Raw genomic sequence first — 19,379 nt, 5'->3', positions numbered from 1 at the left:
CCCACACAAGTGAATGTCAGAAGCTTTAAAGCATTAACAGGGGGGTGTTAGTTTTACATTTCTTCTTGCGGAGCCGCTACGAATGCTTCAAATTCTTGAGTGGTAATCACTTTGTAGTCAGAGGGCAATCCAAAATGATCTCTACTCATAGTTCTTTGTTCAGCTTCAATCAATGTATAAGTGAGTTCTTCATCACCAATAACAAGGGTGTAAATAAGAGGTAATCCTTTCATACCTGGAATAGCATCACTATAGTCGTGAGAAACCGCTGTAGCGTACCACATTTCAATAGGCGTGTTGTGGCCTTTTATTTTGACTTCTACCAATTGTGCGTTAAGTCCTGCAATTTTCTTTTGCTCTTTCCTTTCGAAAAACGTGTATTTATCAGGAGCTATTTTAGTGCTATCGGGAATGGTTTGAATGGCTAACTTATTTCCTTCGAAATTCATCATGGTATACGCCCTGTTTTTAGGGATGTGTTTGAGGTAACTCTGTTTCCCAAAACGCGTAAAGTTGTCTGTTTTTACCAATGAATCTTTGGCGTAGATAATTTGGTAATTCATACTGTCTGCAGGATCAAAGTCCCTCATGTTAGAGGTGATTTTATATACTAGTTTTCCTTCAAACCTGTTACCTTGAGTATCGGTTTTAGAGGTACAGGCTGTAAGTAATCCACAGATAAATAAAAATGAAAACAAGTTTTTGATGCGCATATTGATTGAATTTTTTCTACTACAAATTAAACCAAATTTTTCTACAAAAATAAGCGGTATGATAGGTCTTCTAAGATGAGTTCTATACCTTACTCTGCTTGGCTTTGCTTAAGGATGTATAATTTGCTTAAAATTACTTGATTTAAGCCGCTATTAACGCTACTTTTGAAGCGGTTTAAACTAAGAAAATAATATGGCTAGAAATATTTCAATAGTTATCAACGAATCGGAAATTACAGCAGGAACGCGCGGAGCGTCATTAGGTCCGGGTGCTATCCAAGTAGCGGCACGCAATAGAAACAATGATATGTTTGGCCGTTATCCTTTACATACCATTGAAACGGAGAACCACTTGTTAGACACGGATGTAAAATACAGGTCTGGTAAGCGTATTGATGGTTTGGTGAAGATTTACGATAGAGTTTCTGAAGTTGTAAAATCTATTAGACAGAAGAATGACTTTGCTTTAGTAATTGCAGGTGACCACGGTTCTGCTGGGGGTACAATTGCTGGACTAAAAATGGCAAATCCAAATAAGCGAATTGGTGTTTTATGGGTAGATGCACATGGAGATATGCACACGCCTTACACGACGCCTACAGGTAATATGCACGGAATGCCTTTAGCTACAGCATTGAATGAAGACAATTTAGAATGTCGTATCAATGAGGTTAGCGAAGACACTGCAGCCATGTGGGAGAAGTTGAAAAATACAGGTGGAATTGCACCTAAAATTACTCCAGAGGATTTAGCATTTATCGCGTTGCGTGATACAGAAGAACCGGAGGATAAATACATGGAGCGTGTTGGTATTAAAAACTACACTGTGGCTGAATTACGCGAAAAATCTACACAAAAGGTGTTAGAAGAATTGGATGCGAAATTTGCTGCTTGTGATGAAGTATACGTTTCCTTTGATGTTGATTCAATGAATCCTGCAGATACTTCACACGGTACAGGTACGCCTGTTGATAATGGGTTGCACCCAGATGAAGCTGAACAAATTTTATTACACTTTGCGGCTCAAGAAAAAGTGAGCTGTATAGAGTTTGTGGAAGTGAATCCTTGTTTAGACGAGAAAACAAATAAGATGGCTGAAGTAGCCTTCGATTTTATAGAAAAGGTTGTTAACGTCGTTGCAAAATAGACGTTAGAGAAGATAGAAGATGGAGAATAAAATTAAAGCACTTTTATTGAGTGCTGCTACAGAGATTTTTGGACAGGAGATTAGCGAAAACCTTGTTCAATTTCAGAAGACAAGAAAAGAGTTTGAAGGGGATATTACTTTGGTAACCTTCCCTTTTGTTAAAATGCTGAAAACTAAACCCGAAGAAGTAGGGGAGAAAGTTGGAGCTTACCTTGTTGAACATGTAGAAGAGTTAGAAGCATACAATGTGGTTAAAGGGTTTTTGAACCTTGTGATTAACAAAGAATTCTGGTTGAAGGAATTAAAAAATATTGATGCGGATGCTCGCTTCGGTTTTAGGCCAGAAAATAGTGGCGACACATTGATGGTAGAATATTCTTCTCCAAATACAAATAAACCTTTACACTTGGGTCACTTAAGAAATAACTTCTTAGGATATAGTGTTGCCGAAATATTAAAGGCGAACGGACATAATGTAATCAAAACGCAAATTGTAAACGATAGAGGTATACATATTTGTAAGAGTATGTTGGCCTGGCAAAAGTTTGCACCGGAAGATGCAAATGGACAAAAGGAAACACCGCAGACTACAGGAATCAAAGGAGATCACTTCGTGGGGAAATACTACGTGGAGTTTGAAAATCAATTGATCAAAGAAGCGTGTGCCTTAGCCGAAGAAAAATTAAAAGAAGGTGCTTTTGAGGCAGAAGATGCTGAGAAAGTTGAAAAGTTGATTGCTTTAATTGCCGAAACGGACGCAGTTGCAGACAAATCAAAATACAATTCTTTAAGAAGTAAATTAGCTGGTTTCACAAAGAACGAGACGGAGTTATTGAAAGAAGCTCAGGACATGTTGGTGAAGTGGGAGGCGAAAGATCCTCAAACTTACCTTTTATGGAACACCATGAACGGTTGGGTATATGAAGGATTTGGCTCTACTTACAAGCGTATGGGGGTTGACTTCGATAAAATGTACTACGAATCTGATACTTTCCTAATCGGTAAAGACTTGGTGCTAGAAGGTTTGGAAAAAGGCTTGTTCTTCAAAAAAGAAGACGGTAGTGTTTGGGTGGATCTTACAGACGAAGGACTGGATGAAAAACTATTGTTGAGAGCAGACGGTACTGCGGTTTACATGACGCAAGATTTGGGTACAGCTTTCGATAGATTTAGAGATTACCCAGACTTGAATGGTATAGTTTATACCGTTGGTAACGAACAAGATTATCACTTTAAAGTATTGTTCTTAGTACTTAAGAAATTAGGTTACTCTTGGGCAGATAGTTGTTTCCACTTGTCTTACGGTATGGTTGATTTACCAGATGGTAAAATGAAATCTCGTGAAGGGAAAGTGGTAGATGCTGATGATTTGATGGAGGAAGTTGTAAACGATGCCATGGAGTCCACAAAGGAAAGAGGTCATTTAGACGGACTTTCTGAAGAAGAGCGTAACGACTTATATGAAATGATAGGTTTAGGTGGTTTGAAATACTTCTTATTGAAAGTAGATCCACAGAAACGTATGAAGTTCGATCCAAAAGAGTCTATAGACTTGAATGGTAACACAGCTCCATTTATTCAATATGCACATGCTAGAATTCAATCTTTATTGAGCAAAGCGGGTGAGTTGAAAGCTTTTGATACAACTGAATACGGAGCACAGGAGAAAGAATTAATCAAATTACTTGCGAGCTTCCCAGAAACGGTTGCTGAAGCAGGTAAGCATCATAGTCCAGCACTCATTGCTAACTATACTTTCGAATTGGTGAAATTGTACAATACTTTCTATCAAAGTGTATACATTTTAAATGAGCCAAACGAAGAGTTGAAACAATTAAGATTGGCTTTAAGTGCGAACGTTGCTAAAGTAATTAAACAAGCAATGCTTTTATTAGGTATCAAGGTGCCAAATAGAATGTAAAAATGAGATTATGAATATCCTTCTTCACGATAACGGAAAACATTTGAAATTTGCTCCACTGACTTTAACTAGGCCAGTGGGGAATTTACGCATGGGTATGTTTACCAACAACCAACGTTGGGAAATGTATGTGCCAGATGCACAAATTAGCTATGTAACTGAAGCTTATTTAAGCAAGAAATATCCAGCAGTAATCAAAGAGGATAACTTCTTTGTAAATGCAGCATGTATTCCTTCTAGAGACCTTGTAGACAAAATGCAAAACTTGGAGACAGGTGAAGCTATTTTTCAAGGAGAAGAATGGATTGTTTTTAGAGGAGAACACTTAAGCTTAGATAGTGCAAAACAGACTCAGATAGAGGATGTGGTTGTGCTAGAAGAGCGTTGGCATTTATACCAGAAAAATGCTGAGGTCTTGGCTGCAGACTTTGCAACTTATACTAAAGGGAAATCAAGTGAACCCTTATCTGCAACCAATACTTTAATTGGAGATGCATCTCAAATCTTTTTGGAGGAGGGAGCTGTAGTTGAGGCAAGTATTTTAAATGTTACTTCAGGACCAATCTACGTAGGTAAAGACGCAGAGATTATGGAAGGTTCTGTAGTTCGAGGAGCTTTGGCGATGGCAGAGCACAGTGCTTTGAAATTAGCTACGAAGGTTTACGGACCAACAAGTTTAGGAGAGCACTGTAAAGTGGGAGGTGAAGTGAATAACGTTATTTTCCAAGCTTATTCTAACAAAGGTCACGATGGCTTCTTAGGAAATTCATTAGTAGGAGAGTGGTGTAACCTAGGTGCAGATACCAATTCATCCAACCTTAAAAATAACTATGGATTGGTGAAAGCCTACAGCTATGAAACCGAAAGCATAGATGCAACAGATGTTCAATTTATGGGCGTATGCATGGGAGATCACAGTAAATGTGGTATCAATACCATGTTTAATACAGCTACCGTAATTGGGGTTTCTGCGAATGTTTATGGAGGTGATTTTCCACCGAAATATATTCCATCTTTTGCATGGGGAGGTAGCGACGGATTCGTGAATTTTAAACTAGACAAAGCTTTTGAAGTTGCAGAAAACATGATGGGAAGAAGATCTCTAGTGTTGACTGACGAAGAAAGAGAAATCTTGGGTTATATAGCTGACAACTTTAGTCACTAATACGCCAATTTTACATAAACATTTGCTTGGCACAGCAGTTGCCACATTATATATCCGCTTTTACATGCATCGTTTTAAGGTGTATGAGGCGGATATTTTTTATATACACTGACATAATGGCGCAAGCCTTTTAATAATATGAGTAAAATTTTTGATTCTATGTTCAATTTTAATGGTCCCATGGATGCCGACGCAGAGTTTATTCCATTAATCACACCAGAGGAAGAGGAAACAATGAACAACCAGGATTTTCCTGAGGAGTTAGCTATACTTCCTTTGAGAAATAATGTATTGTTTCCAGGGGTAGTAATTCCCATTACTGTAGGAAGAGATAAATCCTTAAAATTGATTCAAGAGGCAAATGAAGGTTCTAAGATTATCGGAGTTCTTTCTCAAAAGAATTCGGCAGAAGAAAGACCTGAGTTTGCAGATATGCACGAGGTTGGAACAGTAGCTCAAATCGTTCGTCTTTTAAAGATGCCTGATGGTTCGAGTACTGTAATTATACAAGGAAAAAGACGCTTTAGATTGGAAACTCCTGTTCAATCAGAACCTTATTTTAAAGCAAAGGTTTCTTATTTTAAAGAAGCAAAATTCCCTGAGGGAGACGAGGAGTTCAATGCCATCATTGATACAATGAAAGACTTGGCTTTACGTATCATCAAGGATTCTCCAAATATTCCTTCTGAAGCACAATTTGCGATTAAGAATATAGAAAGTCCCACTTTCTTATTGAACTTCATATCATCTAACATGAATGCTGATGTAACGCAAAAGCAAGAAATGTTGGAAGAAAGTGATTTGAAGACGAGAGCAATGAAAGTGTTAGAACACTTAACAGCTGAAGCGCAAGCTTTGGAAATGCGTAACGAAATTCAAACGCGTGTTAAACAAGATTTAGACAAGCAACAACGTGAGTACTACTTGCACCAGCAAATGAGAACCATCCAAGATGAATTGGGTGGTAATCCGCAGGAGGAAGAGTTCAAGCGTATGCAAGAACGTGCCGAAAAGAAGAAGTGGAACAAGAAAGTTTCGGAAATCTTCTTGAAAGAATTGCAAAAAGTGGAACGTATGAATCCACAGTCGGCAGAGTATACGGTACAGTTAAATTATTTGGATTTATTACTGGAGCTTCCATGGGGAGAATACTCTAAGGATAATTTAAATATTAAGCGAGCTGCTAAAATTTTAGATAGGGATCACTACGGTTTAGAAAAGGTGAAAGAGCGTATCTTAGAATACCTTGCCGTATTGAAGTTGAAAAAAGATATGAAATCTCCTATCCTTTGTTTTTACGGACCTCCAGGTGTGGGTAAAACTTCTTTAGGGAAAAGTATTGCGGAGTCTTTAGGGAGAGAGTATGTACGTATGTCTTTAGGTGGAGTGCACGATGAAAGTGAGATTCGCGGGCACAGAAAAACATATATTGGTGCTATGCCAGGACGTGTTATCCAAAACATTAAAAAGGCAAAAAGCTCAAATCCTGTTTTCGTATTAGATGAGATTGATAAGTTGGGTAGAAGTAATCACGGAGATCCATCATCAGCTTTATTAGAGGTTTTAGACCCTGAGCAAAATACAGAGTTCTACGATAACTACGTTGAAACGGAATACGACTTATCAAATGTTTTATTTATCGCTACAGCCAATGATTTAAGTACTATTCAAGGTCCATTAAGAGACCGTATGGAAATCATTGAAGTGAATGGATATACCGTTGAGGAGAAAATAGAAATTGCCAAACAACACTTAATTCCTAAACAATTAGGAAACCATGGTGTGAAGAAAAATCAATTCAGCATCTCTAGAAAATTGCTGGAGTTTGTTGTAGAAGAGTACACGGCAGAAAGTGGTGTAAGAGGATTGGATAAAATCATTTCTAAATTGGTACGTAACCGCGCAAAGCAAATTGCTTTAGAAGAGGAATACGTAATCAAATTGAACCTTGAGCACATTAAAAAAGTGTTAGGTCCAGGTAGAGGTAGAACCAAATACAACAACAACGATGTGGCTGGGGTTGTAACAGGTTTAGCGTGGACTTCAGTAGGAGGAGATATATTATTCATCGAGTCCTTAGTTACCAAAGGAAAAGGGAAATTAACCTTAACGGGTAACCTTGGAGATGTAATGAAAGAAAGTGCCGTGATTGCTTTAGAATATTTAAAAGCACACGCCGATTGGTTCGGATTGAAGCAAGAAGTATTCGAGAATCACAACGTTCATATTCACGTGCCCGAAGGTGCTACTCCAAAAGATGGTCCATCAGCAGGTATAACTATGTTGACATCTTTGGCGAGTTTATTCACACAACGTAAAGTGAAGAAGTACTTGGCCATGACAGGTGAAATTACCTTGAGAGGTGAAGTATTGCCTGTAGGAGGAATCAAAGAAAAAATCCTCGCAGCGAAGAGAGCAAAAATTAAAGAAATCATTTTGTGTGAAAAGAACAGACAAGATGTTGAAGAAATAAAAGAAGATTATCTAAAAGGATTAACTTTCCATTTTGTAACGAATATGAAAGAAGTTTTAGATATTGCGTTATTAGAAACGAAGGTTAAAAATCCAGTTAGTATAGATTAAGATGAAGTTTAAGGATTACAAAATAGCTCCTGAGATTAAAGAAAGGTTAGAGGCTTTAGGATGGAATCGTCCAACAGATATACAATTTAAAGCCATAAAACCCATTTTGGATGGAGAAGATGTGTTGGCCATTGCGCAAACGGGTACCGGTAAAACGGCAAGTTTTGTAATTCCAACTTTAGAGTTGATACTGCAAAACAAACAAAGTAAGTACGCTAAGAAATCGGTACATACCTTGGTGATGGTTCCAACCCGTGAGTTGGCCAAACAAATCGAAGAGGTGTATAAAGATGTTGCCAAGCACATTAAAGTGAAGGTCGCTGCGATTTATGGAGGTGTTGAGCAAGATCAACAAATTGCACAATTGAATAACGGAGTGGATGTTGTGATTTCAACGCCTGGTCGTATGTTCGATTTAATTGCCCAGAAGCACTTGGATATTACGGCATTGAAAGTGTTGGTTTTAGACGAGGCCGATCACATGTTAGATCTTGGTTTTATCAAGGATATTAAAGATGTGATGCGTCATATTCCAAGAAAACGTCAAACGCTTTTCTTCTCAGCGACGATTAATAAAAAGATTAAAGAATTGGCGTACGATCTAGTGCGTAATGCCATTAGAATTCAAATCTCCCCTAAAAATCCTGTTGCTAAAAATATTGAGCACAGTGTTGCTCATGTTGAAATGGATGACAAACGCTTCTTCTTGGAGAATTTAATCAAAGAAAACGAAGAGCAAAAGTTAATTGTTTTTGTGCGTACCAAAGTGAGGGCAGAACGTGTTAAAAAGGCCATGGAGCGTGTAGCAATAGAGGCGGAAACGATACATGGAGATGTTGAACAGAAAGATAGATTTTCCATCCTTTCTAAATTTAAGTCTGGTGAGTGTAAGGTTTTGATAACTACAGATGTTGCAGCTAGAGGGATTGATATTCCTGGAGTAGGTTACGTTGTAAATTATGATTTACCTGAAGAACCTGAAAATTATGTTCACCGTGTAGGTAGAACTGGACGTGGAAAAGAAAAGGGATGGGCCATCGCATTTTGTAGTCCGCAAGAACAAGAATATCTAAAAGCTATTGAAGAGTTCACAGGTAACGAGATAGAAGTTTATGAAATCTCTAAAATGGAGTATAAATCCATTATTGATGACAGTGATGACGGTACAGATGACTGACAAAGTCTCCTCAAAAAAGCAAACGAAGAATTAGGAACAAAAGATAAATGGTAAAAGAAGAGAAGCAGATAATAAATCAATCTGCTTTTCTTATTTTTGGACCTAATCAGAAAATCATTTCTTAATATTTTTGATACAACTAAAATGAAGAAAGCATTATATTTTTTCCTGGGTACTGTATTGATTGCAGGGTGTGCTACAAAGAAAGGTTTTGAGGCCATGCAAGAGTACAATTACTTCGAAGCAAAAGAGAAGTTAGAAAAGGTAATTCGAAAGGATTCTACCATAGCTAGTTTTGCTTTGGCTGCACTTTACAGTAGAGGGGATAACCCTTTCACAGATTTAGATAAAGCTTATTTAATGGTGAATACAGCCATTAATTCTTACATTGATTTAGAGCCGAAAACAATTCTAGAATATAAAGAAAGCTATGGTTATTCTATAGATTCTTTGAGAAGTTTGAAAAAGGACATTAACGAAAAGTATTTCTTTAAAGTTCAAGACGAGAATTCTATAGAGCGATACAATTATTATATCAACAATCACCCAGAAAGTGAATACGTAGATAGTGCAATCTTCTTAAGAGACCAATTGGCGTACATCATTGCAAAAGCCGAAGACAGTAATAAAGGGTACCAGGCATTCTTGAGTAAATACCCTACTTCTGTTTTTGCAGATGAAATTCAGCGTGATTATTTCAGAACTCAATTCTCAGAAAATACCAAAGAGGGTACAGTAGAGGCTTATCATAAGTTTTCTTTAAGCTACCCGAACTCTCCTTACAGAAAGTTTGCGCAAGATCAAGTGTATGAATTAAGTATCCCCAATCACTCTATTGAAGAATATGCACAGTTTGTAAGTAGATATTCTCAACATCCTAGGGTGAATGAAGCATGGATGAAGTTGTACAAACTTTCAACCGTAGATTATTCAAAGGCAAGCATAGAGAAGTTTAAAAAGAAGTATCCAGCGTTTCCATTCGGAGATAAAGTCGAAAAAGAATTGGCCTTGGTAGAGGAAGATCTATTACCCATTCAAGTAGATGGGAAATTCGGGTACATGGATTCGAAAGGGAAATTAGTAGTAGAGGCACAATTTGCTTCAGCTGGTTTCTTTAAAGAAGGTATGGCCATTGTTGAAAAAGAAGGTCTGTACGGTTTCATTGATAAAACGGGAGTTCAGGTTGTTGATTATGTATTTGACGACGCTTATGACTTTATCAATGGTAGGGCTGTGATTGAAATGAATGGTAAAATGGGAATGATAGACCGAACTGGAGAGATGGTCATTCCTGCGATATTTGAAGATTTAGGTCCGTACATGGAAGGAGTTTGTTACGGACAAAAAGAGGGGCAAATGTATGGTTATTACGATGCTTTTGGAAGTACAGTACTCGACCCAATTTACCAAGAGGCATATTCATTTAACAATGGAGTAGCAAAGGTTATTGAAAACGGTAAAGTTGGATATATCTATAAGGACGGGAGTTTTTACTTACAGCCGCGCTATGAAGATTTGATTTGGCTTTCTGATGAGGTATTGAAAGCGAAAAAGTATGGCTATCAAAAATTAGTGGACGTGAATTACGATGAGGTAATTTTAGAACCACTGGATGAGATTGGTGTGCTTTCATCTAATCGTATTCTATTCATGAAGAATGGTAAAATTGGATACGTAGATGCACGCGGAAATATGATCATTGATGCACAAGTTTTTGATGTTTTCGACAATGCACAGGAATTAGCTGAGTTTAAAAATAACTATGCACGTGTGAACCAAGGAGGAAAATTCGGTATGATAGATTCTTTGGGTAAAGTTGTTATTCCTGCGGTGTTTACTTATGTAGGAGACTATGGAAAATTGATAGCTATTACGAAAGGAAATGGTTGGGGGTATACCAACTTAACTACGCGTTTAATTATTCCTTACCAATATGAATATGCAGAAAGCTTTAGATCGGGAATAGGGATAGTACAACAAAACAGTAAATACGGAGCCATTAACGAAACGGGAGAGTTTGTTATACCGGCAGAATATATGGATATCCGTTACTTAACAGATGAGTTACTTATCGTTACCCAGAACAATAGAATGGGAATTGTGAACGTTAAAGGAGAGGTTATCGTTCCTCCTATTTACCAAAGAATAAAGCGTCAAGATGATGATCTATTGATCTTGTACGCAGGTGAGGCATTTAGTTATTATCAAATCAGTACGAATCGTTTTATTTCAATCCAATAAGTGTATAAATTCGCAGCCTTCATAGAGAAACATAAATACGGTATACTCGCAACATTGGGAGTACACGTTGCCTTGTTTTTTTATTTTCAGATCGCAACCTATGAAGAAAAAGTAGATTACGAAAAATGGAATTTTGAAGGGAAGTACGACGAAAAAGAGGATATAGAAATTACACCTGATCAAATAGAGACACCTGCAGAACAAGAATTGTACGACATGTCTAAAGAAGTTAAGAACATGGTGCAAAATGTAGACGATACGCGAGAAAAAGTTGAAAGACCGGAAAACTATACATCTTCTGTGACCGACCCTTCTCAAAATGCATATGATGTAGAGGAGGCGATGAAACAAGAGATTGCTGGACAAAAAGAGGGGAGTAAACCTTCTGAAAGCAACATGGATATCACCGAAAATGAAAGTCAACCAGAGCCTCCAACAAAAACGAAATCTAAAACACAAAATCAGGCATCGAGTTCGCAAGGAATAAAGGCTGAAACCATGGTGAGTTTTCAGTTGACAAAACGTACGCCATTGAACAATAATGATTGGTACATAAGGAATCCAGGGTATACTTGTGGAAATGTTGACGGAGTAGTTGTGGTAGATATTAAAGTAGGACAAAATGGAAAGGTGATTTCTGCTAAATATGATGCTAAACGAAGTACGAATGCTAATGCCTGTATGATTTCAAAAGCAGAAGAATACGCGTCTATTTCTAGGTTTAATTATTCAGAGAGTGCGCCAAGAAGTCAAAACGGATATATCAAATACACCTTTATTTATCAATAATGGCACTTAGAGATTTTGTAAGGAGCAATACTCCTCAGTTTTTACTTAATGCATTTCGCAAGTACAAGAAAAAGAAAGTGAATGCCGCCCTTAAAAATCAAAAAAAGAAGGGGCAAGTAATTACAAAAGATGACCTTATTGCAAATTTTAAATCCATAGGAATTGTAGAGGGAGATAACCTATTGGTGCATTCTAGTTTATCTAAAATAGGATTTGTAGAAGGTGGACCAAAGGCTGTAGTAGATGCTTTACTAACTTGTTTGGGATCAGAAGGAAACCTTTTAATGCCTAATTCACCAAATGGTTCATTACAATTAGATTACATAAGAAACTTAACTTGTTTTGATGTGAATCACGATAAAAGTGCCTTGGGTGCAATAACTGAGTATTTTAGAAAATTACCGAATGCAATAAGAAGTTTACATCCAACAGAGCCTGTAAGTTGTGTAGGAAAAGATGCCGTCTATTTTACGAATGAACATCATTTAGATCATACTCCCTATGCAAAGAACTCTCCTTGGTACAAATTAGCACATAAGGGTGGAAAGATTCTATACATAGGTGTTAGTCTGGATAATGCAGGAACAAGTTTACACTGTATGGAAGATGCCGTGGAGGAATTTAAATATCCTGTCTATTATCACGAAGAGTTTACGGTAGAGATGAAAGATGCTCACGGAAATGTTTCTCAGATTAGCACCAAGGTTCACAATCCAGAATTTTCTGCGAAAAGAAAATGTGATGAGCTCCTTCCACTTTTTGTTGAGAAAGGTGTGGCAGAAGAAGTGAAAGTTGGAAAGGCAAAAACCTATCTTTTTGATGCAAAGAAAATGCTAGAGCACATGATTTATTACTACGAAAAAGAAGGGATTACCATGTATACTCCAAATGGAGAGGAGCTTTAAAGAGAAGGGAGGGGATGCTTTTTTGTCTTTTTATTTGAAGTAGCTCTTATTACGCCAATGCTAGCTTGAAGCGATAAGTGGTTCCTTTATTCCATTCAGAATCCACTTTAAATTCACCTTGATAATCATTAATAATCTTTTGGAGCAACGCGAATTGAAAGGTCAACGAAGTATTGTAGTTTCTGTCATTTTCCAACGTTGGATTTAATTGAAACAGTTTAGGCATAACATCGGGGTGTATCCCTTTACCATTGTCGCGAATTACGATCTCTACAAATTCATCGGTGCGCTTTTCTTCTAGGGTTATGTGCAGATTTTCGTTCTCCTTTTTATTTTCCTTGATGGTTTTAAAAAGAAATTTCAAAAACAGTAAAATATCTTGACTGTCACATTTTACCCAAATGTCCTCTTTAGGTATACCGTGAACGTTGTTTTCTAAATCAAAATAGTTGATAAGCGCAATGAATGCTGGAGTGAGGTTCGTGTTTAAATTTTTCTCTTGAACGTTAGATTGAAAATACAAATTCATGCTATTTAGCGTATTTTTTATTTCGTACAAGTTGTCTTCTATAAGGTCTTGCACCTCAGGAGTAAATTGCTCGGAAGAGCGAATGAGAGCTTCTAAATTTTCTATGTGTTCTTTAAGCGTAGAAGATTGCACAAATACGTTTTCTCCAATTTGTGTTTGTTGAGAACGAAGGGTGTTAATAGACGCTTCTTGTTCTTCCTTCAAACTCGCCCACTTTCTTTCTGAGCGCAAGATTCCTGAATAGAAAAGATAGCTTACGATTAGGAGCGCCATTATATTGAATAATATTTGAAAAAGATGAACCTTAGCTATTTTGTTACTTTCTTCCTTTTCGAAATGCTCTATAATCAAGTCTAATTGTTCTTGTATTCCCGTAATGATATTCGTAAATATAAAGGGAGTTGTGTTTGGGTTATTTTTTTGATAGACCTCTTTTAACCGAACAATTTTTTCGTTAATGAATGTTTTGAAATTTATGTATTCCTCACAGGTGTTATTCGCCATGAAAGAATTATTCATCTCCTGGAGTTTTTGAATACTGTTGTCAAGGTTAAATTGTACATTTTCTGAATTCGTATTTTGGTAATACTCATAAAGAATTGTTTCACTTTGAAGCTTTTCTACATTGGCTTGTTTGGTCCATTGTCTGTACTTATTGTGAATCTTATTCTGGTTCATAATGAACTCTGCGTTGGATATTACCACGAGCAGTAATATTAACCCTAACAATATGTATTTTTTAAAACGCATGTACCCCCTATTAATACTCAAATTAAAGAATCCTTAAAGTCGCTTTTTTATTAATTCGATAAAGCGTTCATTGTTCAAGGCTAAAATAACCTTTATTCGTGTTGAATAGTTCAAGTCTTGTGAATTGAGATACTAAGGTCGGGCTGTTTATAAGTTTGAACCTAAGGGTATGGATTTATGAAAGGAAATTAAGAGCTTTATACCGTGATTAAGCGACTCAAATATTTCAGAAATAAATACGTCATAACCTTTAGTATCTTTTTGGTTTATATTTTGTTTTTGGATGATGTGGATATCATAACCATCTTTCATCAAAAAGCAAAACTCAGTGAATTAAGAGAAGAAAGAGATTATATGGAAGTTCAACTAAAACAAACAAAAGCTGTTTTGGATGAATTGAGTGATATAAATGCTCTTGAAAAATTTGCGCGAGAAAAAAAGATGTTCAAAAAAGAAGATGAAGACATCTTTGTTATTGCTTACGAATAGCTCTATAACCGTATCTTAAAATCCTTGGTCGATTAAGAACAGGAAAGCAGCCATACTTGCACATCCCAATTCTAATTCTCTTTTATGTACATTTTCAAATACATCGTCTGCTGTATGGTGAAAATCGAAGTAGCGTTGTGAATCTGGTACAAAACCGAAAAGAGCTATATCTGGATAGTTCTCTTTAAGCGGATTGATATCGACTCCTCCGTAACCCTTCTCAAATTTGTGTAACTCGTAGGGTTTAAGTACTGGTGCCAAGCTTTTTAACCATGAAATATGATCTGCTGAACCATCACATGAGAAACCTCTTGGTGCAAATCCTCCTCGGTCACTTTCAATTGCAGCAATTTGTTTTTCTCCTCGTTCAAACGTCCAGTTTGCATAGGTTTTACCTCCCATGTTTCCATTTTCTTCATTCATAAAGAAAACACATCTTAAGGTATGCTTTGGTTGATAGTTCGCTTCCTTTAATAAACGTAACGCTTCCATGGCATGAACAATTCCGGCTCCATCATCGTGTGCACCTTCACCAACATCCCAACTGTCCAAATGTCCTCCGAATGTGATGATTTCATCCTTGTTCTCGTTTCCCCACATTTCTGCAATTACATTAAAGGATTTGCGATTAGGCAAGGTTCTACAGTTTAACTGTAATGAGATTTGTAAAGTTTCTTCTTGTAATCGCTCTGCTAATAAATTGGCTGAATTTGTAGAAAGGGCTGCCGCCGGTATTTTTTCTACATCGTCTTTATAGACCATAGATCCTGTATGGGGATGGTCGTCCTGAGGTAATCCAAGCGAACGAATTACAACGGCAGTTGCTCCTTTTTTCGAAGCTTCAACTGCACCTAAACCGCGCATAGGCCAGCACATTCCATAGGCTTTGAAAGTTGTGATTTGCGTGGCATCCATGGCTTGATTGATAAAGACTACTTTTCCTTCAATGTCCTTCTTTTTTGCAGCCTTGAGCGCATTCAAATCTTTAAAATAAACGAGGTCTTTAGTGATGAGTCCTTCCGTTGGTACAGATCCTCCCAAGGCTAAAATGTCTAGTTTTATAATTTCACCTTTGCTCGTTTCTATCCAAGCTGCTTCCTTTGAACCGCGCTCCCAGTGTGGAATTTCAATTTCTTGTAAATAAACGGTGTCAAAGTTATAAGACATCAGTTTGTTCATTCCCCATTTGATGGCCATATCTGCCTCTGCCGAACCTGATAAACGGGCTCCAACATCTTTACATAAACTGCGCAAGTCTTCGTAGGCTTTACCTTCTGTTAAAGCTTTATTGTAAAGTGATTTAATAAAAACACTGTCCGCATTTTGTGCTTGGGCAGTAACCAATGCAGTTAAAAGAATAAACAAACTGATGTACTTCATATTTACTTTATTAAAGTCATTTCTTCTACTAGGTGACCCGCATTAGCGTATGTGTCCATAATCCACAAAACGTAACGTACGTCAACTGTAATATTTCTACAACGAGACGCATCAAACATGTAGTCACTCATCGTACTTTCCCAGCTTCTATCGAAGTTTAATCCAACTAAGTTTCCTTCAGCATCTAAAACCGGAGATCCCGAGTTTCCTCCTGTGGTGTGATTAGATCCTGTAAAACATACCCAAAGTTCACCGTCTTGCGCATAGTCTCCGTAATCTTTAGCTTCATAAAGCTCTAACATACGCGGCAATACCTCGAAGTCAGGGTTTCCTGTGTTGTATTTTTCGATAAGTCCTTTTAACGTCGTATGCGGTGTGTATTTGATTCCATCTGTCGGGTAACTTCCTTCCAATTTACCATAAGTAACACGCAAAGTAGAGTTGGCATTTGCCCAGTGTTTATCGTCTGGGAACATTTCGTATTTACCGGCTACATACGTTTTCATTAACTCATTTTTCTTAGCACTGTATTCGCGTACATCATTCAAAGCGGTAGCTCTAAAGGTTTGATCAACATCTTTGTACAATTGGAACATTGGATCTTTCTTGAATTTCTTTGCAGATTTTAAGCTTAGTTTTTCAATGAACTTGATGTATTTTTCTTTATTGGCTGTAATTGATTTTTTGTAAGCGTTTTCAGCAAACTCGTTTACATTCATCCCTTTAAGAATCTCAGGCATCATGCTTTCGTCTAAATGCTTGATATATTCGGCAGTTTGCAATTTGAAAATCTCTTTGTCAATAGTGGCGTCAAAGTTTTTGAAATGACCTTCAGCACTCGCCATTAAATCAGCTTTTAATTGAGCCAATTTTTCCTCATTTTTAAAAGTTGCTGTATCGATAAGTTTAGCGTAGAGGTTACGCGCTGTACGAATGGCTTCCGGACCGTAGTAGGCATATTCAATAAACATTTCGTAAGCAAAATTCGCATTGTTATATTCCTTGGCCAAAGCATTCAAGTCTGCAACAACAGTTCCGTATTTTTCTTTCCAGTTTCTGTTAAGGTTAGCTTGCTCTGTATAACGTTTTTCATATGCTAGTTTTTTAGCAACGGCATCATTTCTCTTTAAACCATCTATCTGTCCTATCCATTTTTTCCATGCATTGGCAATTCTAGATTGTTTAGAAGCATACTGTAATGTTGTAGCTTCCGAAGCTTTCATCGCTGGTTTAATTACAGATAAAGAATGATCTCTCATTCTAATTTGTGCAGGTCTTTGCGTGTCAATGATGAAGGCTAATTCACTTGAAATTGTGTGTTGGTAGGTTCTTCCTGGAAAACCAAAAACCATCGTGAAATCGTTCTCTTTTCTGTTTTTTACAGATACAGGGAGGTAGTGTAAAGGTTGGTAAGGCTTGTTGTTAACGCTATACTCTGCAGGTTCATTATTTTCTCCTGCGTAGATTCTAAATACAGAAAAATCACCCGTATGACGTGGCCATACCCAGTTATCTGTGTCTCCTCCAAATTTTCCTACTGATGACGGTGGAGCTCCAACTAAACGAACGTCTAAAAACTCTTCTTTTACTAATAGGTAGTAACTGTTTCCGTAATCAAAAGGCTTGATTTCAGCAGAGTAGTGGGTTCCTTTCGTTGCTTCAGATACTAATAAAGCAATGTTTGTTCTGATTTTCATTGCCAAATCCTTACCACTTAAATCTTCGGTACCAGCCAAGGTAGCACGCGTAACGTCTTCTATACGCACCATACGTGTTGCCGTTAGTCCAGGGTTTGCTAACTCATCTGCTTTAGATTTTGCCCAAAAACCATATTTCAAGTAGTTGTTTTCTAAGGTAGAGTGCGCATTGATTTGTGAAAACCCACAGTGGTGATTGGTAAGCATTAAACCTTGATCAGAAACGATCTCAGCGGTACATCCTCCTCCAAAGTGCATAACCGCATCTTTAATACTTGCGTTGTTTGCATCATAGATGTCTTCAGCGCTTAATTTCATCCCCATGGCTTGCATGTCAGATTCAAACGCTGAAAGTAGGGTAGGAATAATCATTCCTTCTTCAGATCTACCGAAGAATCCGATTCCTACACATAAAATCAAGAGTAATTTTTTCATGTAATTTTTATTATAGTTGTGCTTCAATTTTCTGCGAGGTAAATATACCAAAGTGTCAAGGAAAAGCCTAAAAATTGCTTTGTAAATGGTTTAGAAATTGCATTTTTGTAGTGTGGATACTTTAAATTTTATTTTTCGTTTGGGCGTTGTTTTCGCCATATTTGGATTTATATGGTGGATCATTAATGCCGGAATAAGCTTGTTGAGAGGAGTTGCTCCAAAATCTCAAGTAGAGACCTATATCTTAAAACTTATTCGTTATTTCTTTTTGGTGGATGTTACCTTCCTTTTTTGTGTCTATCAAGAAGATGGTATGATAAATTATCCAAGGTTAGTTGTTGCGGGTGGAGTTTTGCTCATGTATTTCTTGGGTAAGTATCAGAATGCAGAGGTGAGAAATGCCTTCGTTCAATTGCAGGGAAGATTAATGAATAGAGGAGGTGGTGAGACCTTTAATAAGAAGACAGAAGGAATAGTAATTTTACTCTCTCTAGGCTTTTTTATCTTATTTATTATAGAACCTAGCTTTTCTCAAAATCCAGTAAGTAATTGGTTTTACAATAGTATTTTGAATATAGAAGATACGCCCATTTTTGGTTTTGTTTTCAAAGTGGTGGGGTTCTTTTTTATGGTTTCTATACTGCTGAAACTAGTAAATGGAATTCAAATGTTGCTAGGTATTCCTGGTCGAAATAATACTGGTGGACCAAATCATCCCAATAGAAGTGGCTTGGAAAACCGAGGAGATGATGACTTTGACGATTACGAGGAAGTGGAGTAGTCTGCTATAAATTGTAAGACCTGAGGGAGGACCAATTGTTTGCCGTCATTTTTTATTTCAAAAGGAGCAAAAGCTCTTTTTTCTTCGTCAGTCATTTGATTGGTCATGCGAGCTTTAACAGCTTCTGCTGAGCTGTTATCTCGGGACATGGTGCGCTTTATTCTTATTTCCTCATCAGCGGTCACCAGAATAATATGATCGAATTTTTTATAGGCTCCTGTTTCATACAGGATGGCTGCTTCATTAAAGATCAGCGGAGCGACACTTTGAGAAGCAGCTTCATCGAATGCTGCACGTACAGCGGGGTGCACAAGTTGGTTGAGTGCTTCTATTTTTGATTTATCCTTAAAAACGATGTCAGATAAATGAGCTCTATTGAGTTGACCATCGAGATAAGCTTTCTCACCAAATAATTGGACAATGCCTTTTTTTATTTCAAAATTGTTTGCCATCAATTCTTTAGCAACTTGATCTGAATTAAAAACAGGGTAGCCGAGGTGTTCAAAAACCTTTGAAACAATGGATTTTCCAGCTCCAATTCCTCCAGTAATTCCAACTTTTAAGGCTGTCATACTAGATTTCGTCTACTTCAACCATAGTAAATGGTAACTCAATAATAGCCTGGTAATCTTCACCAGCCTCTTCCATATCCTCATCGTCTTCCTCAAAGAACCAAT

At 37.2% G+C, this 19,379-nt stretch carries 16 protein-coding genes; 10 read left to right on the top strand and 6 right to left on the bottom strand.

Annotated elements, in window-relative coordinates; translation table 11 throughout:
* Window positions 1–53: 53 nt before the first annotated feature.
* The gene (locus AC22ZQ_RS01730; RefSeq protein WP_318956848.1) at window positions 54–713 is read right to left on the bottom strand and encodes a hypothetical protein; all 660 of its coding nucleotides are present in this window, start codon (window positions 711–713) and stop codon (window positions 54–56) included.
* A 193-nt stretch (window positions 714–906) separates the two neighbouring features.
* Here AC22ZQ_RS01730 and AC22ZQ_RS01725 point away from each other — a divergent pair, with 193 nt between their 5' ends.
* The 8 genes from AC22ZQ_RS01725 to AC22ZQ_RS01690 all read left to right on the top strand — a co-directional run bounded on the left by AC22ZQ_RS01725 (window position 907) and on the right by AC22ZQ_RS01690 (window position 12,641).
* Window positions 907–1,860 (top strand): arginase, encoded by a 954-nt coding sequence (locus AC22ZQ_RS01725; protein WP_318956847.1) that lies wholly within the window; start codon window positions 907–909, stop codon window positions 1,858–1,860.
* A gap of 19 nt (window positions 1,861–1,879) precedes the next feature.
* Window positions 1,880–3,781 (top strand): arginine--tRNA ligase, encoded by a 1,902-nt coding sequence (argS, locus tag AC22ZQ_RS01720; RefSeq protein WP_318956846.1) that lies wholly within the window; start codon window positions 1,880–1,882, stop codon window positions 3,779–3,781.
* Between the two features lie 10 nt (window positions 3,782–3,791).
* Window positions 3,792–4,946: a putative sugar nucleotidyl transferase gene (locus tag AC22ZQ_RS01715; protein WP_318956845.1), complete on the top strand. Its 1,155-nt coding sequence runs from the start codon at window positions 3,792–3,794 to the stop codon at window positions 4,944–4,946.
* A 138-nt stretch (window positions 4,947–5,084) separates the two neighbouring features.
* Entirely contained in the window at window positions 5,085–7,529 is a 2,445-nt protein-coding gene (gene lon / locus AC22ZQ_RS01710) for an endopeptidase La (protein WP_318956844.1), read from the top strand.
* Between the two features lies 1 nt (window position 7,530).
* Entirely contained in the window at window positions 7,531–8,706 is a 1,176-nt protein-coding gene (locus tag AC22ZQ_RS01705) for a DEAD/DEAH box helicase (protein WP_318956843.1), read from the top strand.
* Window positions 8,707–8,850: 144 nt separating this feature from the next.
* Window positions 8,851–10,947, top strand: coding sequence for a WG repeat-containing protein (locus tag AC22ZQ_RS01700; RefSeq protein ID WP_318956842.1), 2,097 nt, complete (start codon window positions 8,851–8,853; stop codon window positions 10,945–10,947).
* On the top strand, window positions 10,948–11,736 hold the full coding sequence (locus tag AC22ZQ_RS01695; protein WP_318956841.1) for a hypothetical protein: 789 nt from the start codon (window positions 10,948–10,950) through the stop codon (window positions 11,734–11,736).
* Complete coding sequence (locus AC22ZQ_RS01690) at window positions 11,736–12,641, top strand: AAC(3) family N-acetyltransferase (RefSeq protein WP_318956840.1); 906 nt, start codon at window positions 11,736–11,738, stop codon at window positions 12,639–12,641. Before AC22ZQ_RS01695 ends, AC22ZQ_RS01690 begins: the two co-directional genes overlap by 1 nt.
* Before the next feature lie 49 nt (window positions 12,642–12,690).
* On the opposite strand, the gene AC22ZQ_RS01685 is transcribed toward AC22ZQ_RS01690, so the two are convergent.
* On the bottom strand, window positions 12,691–13,920 hold the full coding sequence (locus AC22ZQ_RS01685) for an ATP-binding protein (RefSeq protein ID WP_318956839.1): 1,230 nt from the start codon (window positions 13,918–13,920) through the stop codon (window positions 12,691–12,693).
* Window positions 13,921–14,124: 204 nt separating this feature from the next.
* Between AC22ZQ_RS01685 and AC22ZQ_RS01680 the strand changes: the two genes are divergently transcribed.
* The gene (locus AC22ZQ_RS01680; protein WP_318956838.1) at window positions 14,125–14,409 is read left to right on the top strand and encodes an FtsB family cell division protein; all 285 of its coding nucleotides are present in this window, start codon (window positions 14,125–14,127) and stop codon (window positions 14,407–14,409) included.
* A gap of 15 nt (window positions 14,410–14,424) precedes the next feature.
* Here the strand turns inward: AC22ZQ_RS01680 and AC22ZQ_RS01675 are convergent, their stop codons facing one another.
* Together AC22ZQ_RS01675 and AC22ZQ_RS01670 are read right to left on the bottom strand one after the other, a co-directional pair.
* A complete protein-coding gene (locus tag AC22ZQ_RS01675) occupies window positions 14,425–15,789 on the bottom strand; it encodes a M20/M25/M40 family metallo-hydrolase (RefSeq protein ID WP_318956837.1) in 1,365 nt (454 codons plus the stop codon).
* Between the two features lie 2 nt (window positions 15,790–15,791).
* Window positions 15,792–17,921 (bottom strand): S46 family peptidase, encoded by a 2,130-nt coding sequence (locus AC22ZQ_RS01670; RefSeq protein WP_318956836.1) that lies wholly within the window; start codon window positions 17,919–17,921, stop codon window positions 15,792–15,794.
* A 112-nt stretch (window positions 17,922–18,033) separates the two neighbouring features.
* Here AC22ZQ_RS01670 and AC22ZQ_RS01665 point away from each other — a divergent pair, with 112 nt between their 5' ends.
* Complete coding sequence (locus AC22ZQ_RS01665) at window positions 18,034–18,702, top strand: hypothetical protein (RefSeq protein ID WP_318956835.1); 669 nt, start codon at window positions 18,034–18,036, stop codon at window positions 18,700–18,702.
* On the opposite strand, the gene coaE is transcribed toward AC22ZQ_RS01665, so the two are convergent.
* Both coaE and AC22ZQ_RS01655 read right to left on the bottom strand, forming a co-directional pair.
* Window positions 18,684–19,274 carry a dephospho-CoA kinase gene (gene coaE / locus AC22ZQ_RS01660; protein ID WP_318956834.1) on the bottom strand — a complete coding sequence of 197 codons (591 nt, stop codon included), beginning with the start codon at window positions 19,272–19,274 and terminating at the stop codon, window positions 18,684–18,686. The genes AC22ZQ_RS01665 and coaE overlap by 19 nt on opposite strands.
* Window position 19,275: 1 nt before the next feature.
* Window positions 19,276–19,379: SiaC family regulatory phosphoprotein (locus AC22ZQ_RS01655; RefSeq protein WP_318956856.1), on the bottom strand; the 104-nt coding region annotated here is incomplete at its 5' end.

Source organism: Lishizhenia sp. (genome assembly GCF_057456495.1).
This window is presented reverse-complemented; position numbering and strand designations above follow the sequence as displayed.

Bases quoted from the DNA above. Each gene is read 5' to 3' on its own strand.
- AC22ZQ_RS01730 (WP_318956848.1), bottom strand. From the start codon at position 713: ATGCGCATCAAAAACTTGTTTTCATTTTTATTTATCTGTGGATTACTT.
- AC22ZQ_RS01725 (WP_318956847.1), top strand. From the start codon at position 907: ATGGCTAGAAATATTTCAATAGTTATCAACGAATCGGAAATTACAGCA.
- argS (WP_318956846.1), top strand. From the start codon at position 1,880: ATGGAGAATAAAATTAAAGCACTTTTATTGAGTGCTGCTACAGAGATT.
- AC22ZQ_RS01715 (WP_318956845.1), top strand. From the start codon at position 3,792: ATGAATATCCTTCTTCACGATAACGGAAAACATTTGAAATTTGCTCCA.
- lon (WP_318956844.1), top strand. From the start codon at position 5,085: ATGAGTAAAATTTTTGATTCTATGTTCAATTTTAATGGTCCCATGGAT.
- AC22ZQ_RS01705 (WP_318956843.1), top strand. From the start codon at position 7,531: ATGAAGTTTAAGGATTACAAAATAGCTCCTGAGATTAAAGAAAGGTTA.
- AC22ZQ_RS01700 (WP_318956842.1), top strand. From the start codon at position 8,851: ATGAAGAAAGCATTATATTTTTTCCTGGGTACTGTATTGATTGCAGGG.
- AC22ZQ_RS01690 (WP_318956840.1), top strand. From the start codon at position 11,736: ATGGCACTTAGAGATTTTGTAAGGAGCAATACTCCTCAGTTTTTACTT.
- AC22ZQ_RS01685 (WP_318956839.1), bottom strand. From the start codon at position 13,920: ATGCGTTTTAAAAAATACATATTGTTAGGGTTAATATTACTGCTCGTG.
- AC22ZQ_RS01675 (WP_318956837.1), bottom strand. From the start codon at position 15,789: ATGAAGTACATCAGTTTGTTTATTCTTTTAACTGCATTGGTTACTGCC.
- AC22ZQ_RS01670 (WP_318956836.1), bottom strand. From the start codon at position 17,921: ATGAAAAAATTACTCTTGATTTTATGTGTAGGAATCGGATTCTTCGGT.
- coaE (WP_318956834.1), bottom strand. From the start codon at position 19,274: ATGACAGCCTTAAAAGTTGGAATTACTGGAGGAATTGGAGCTGGAAAA.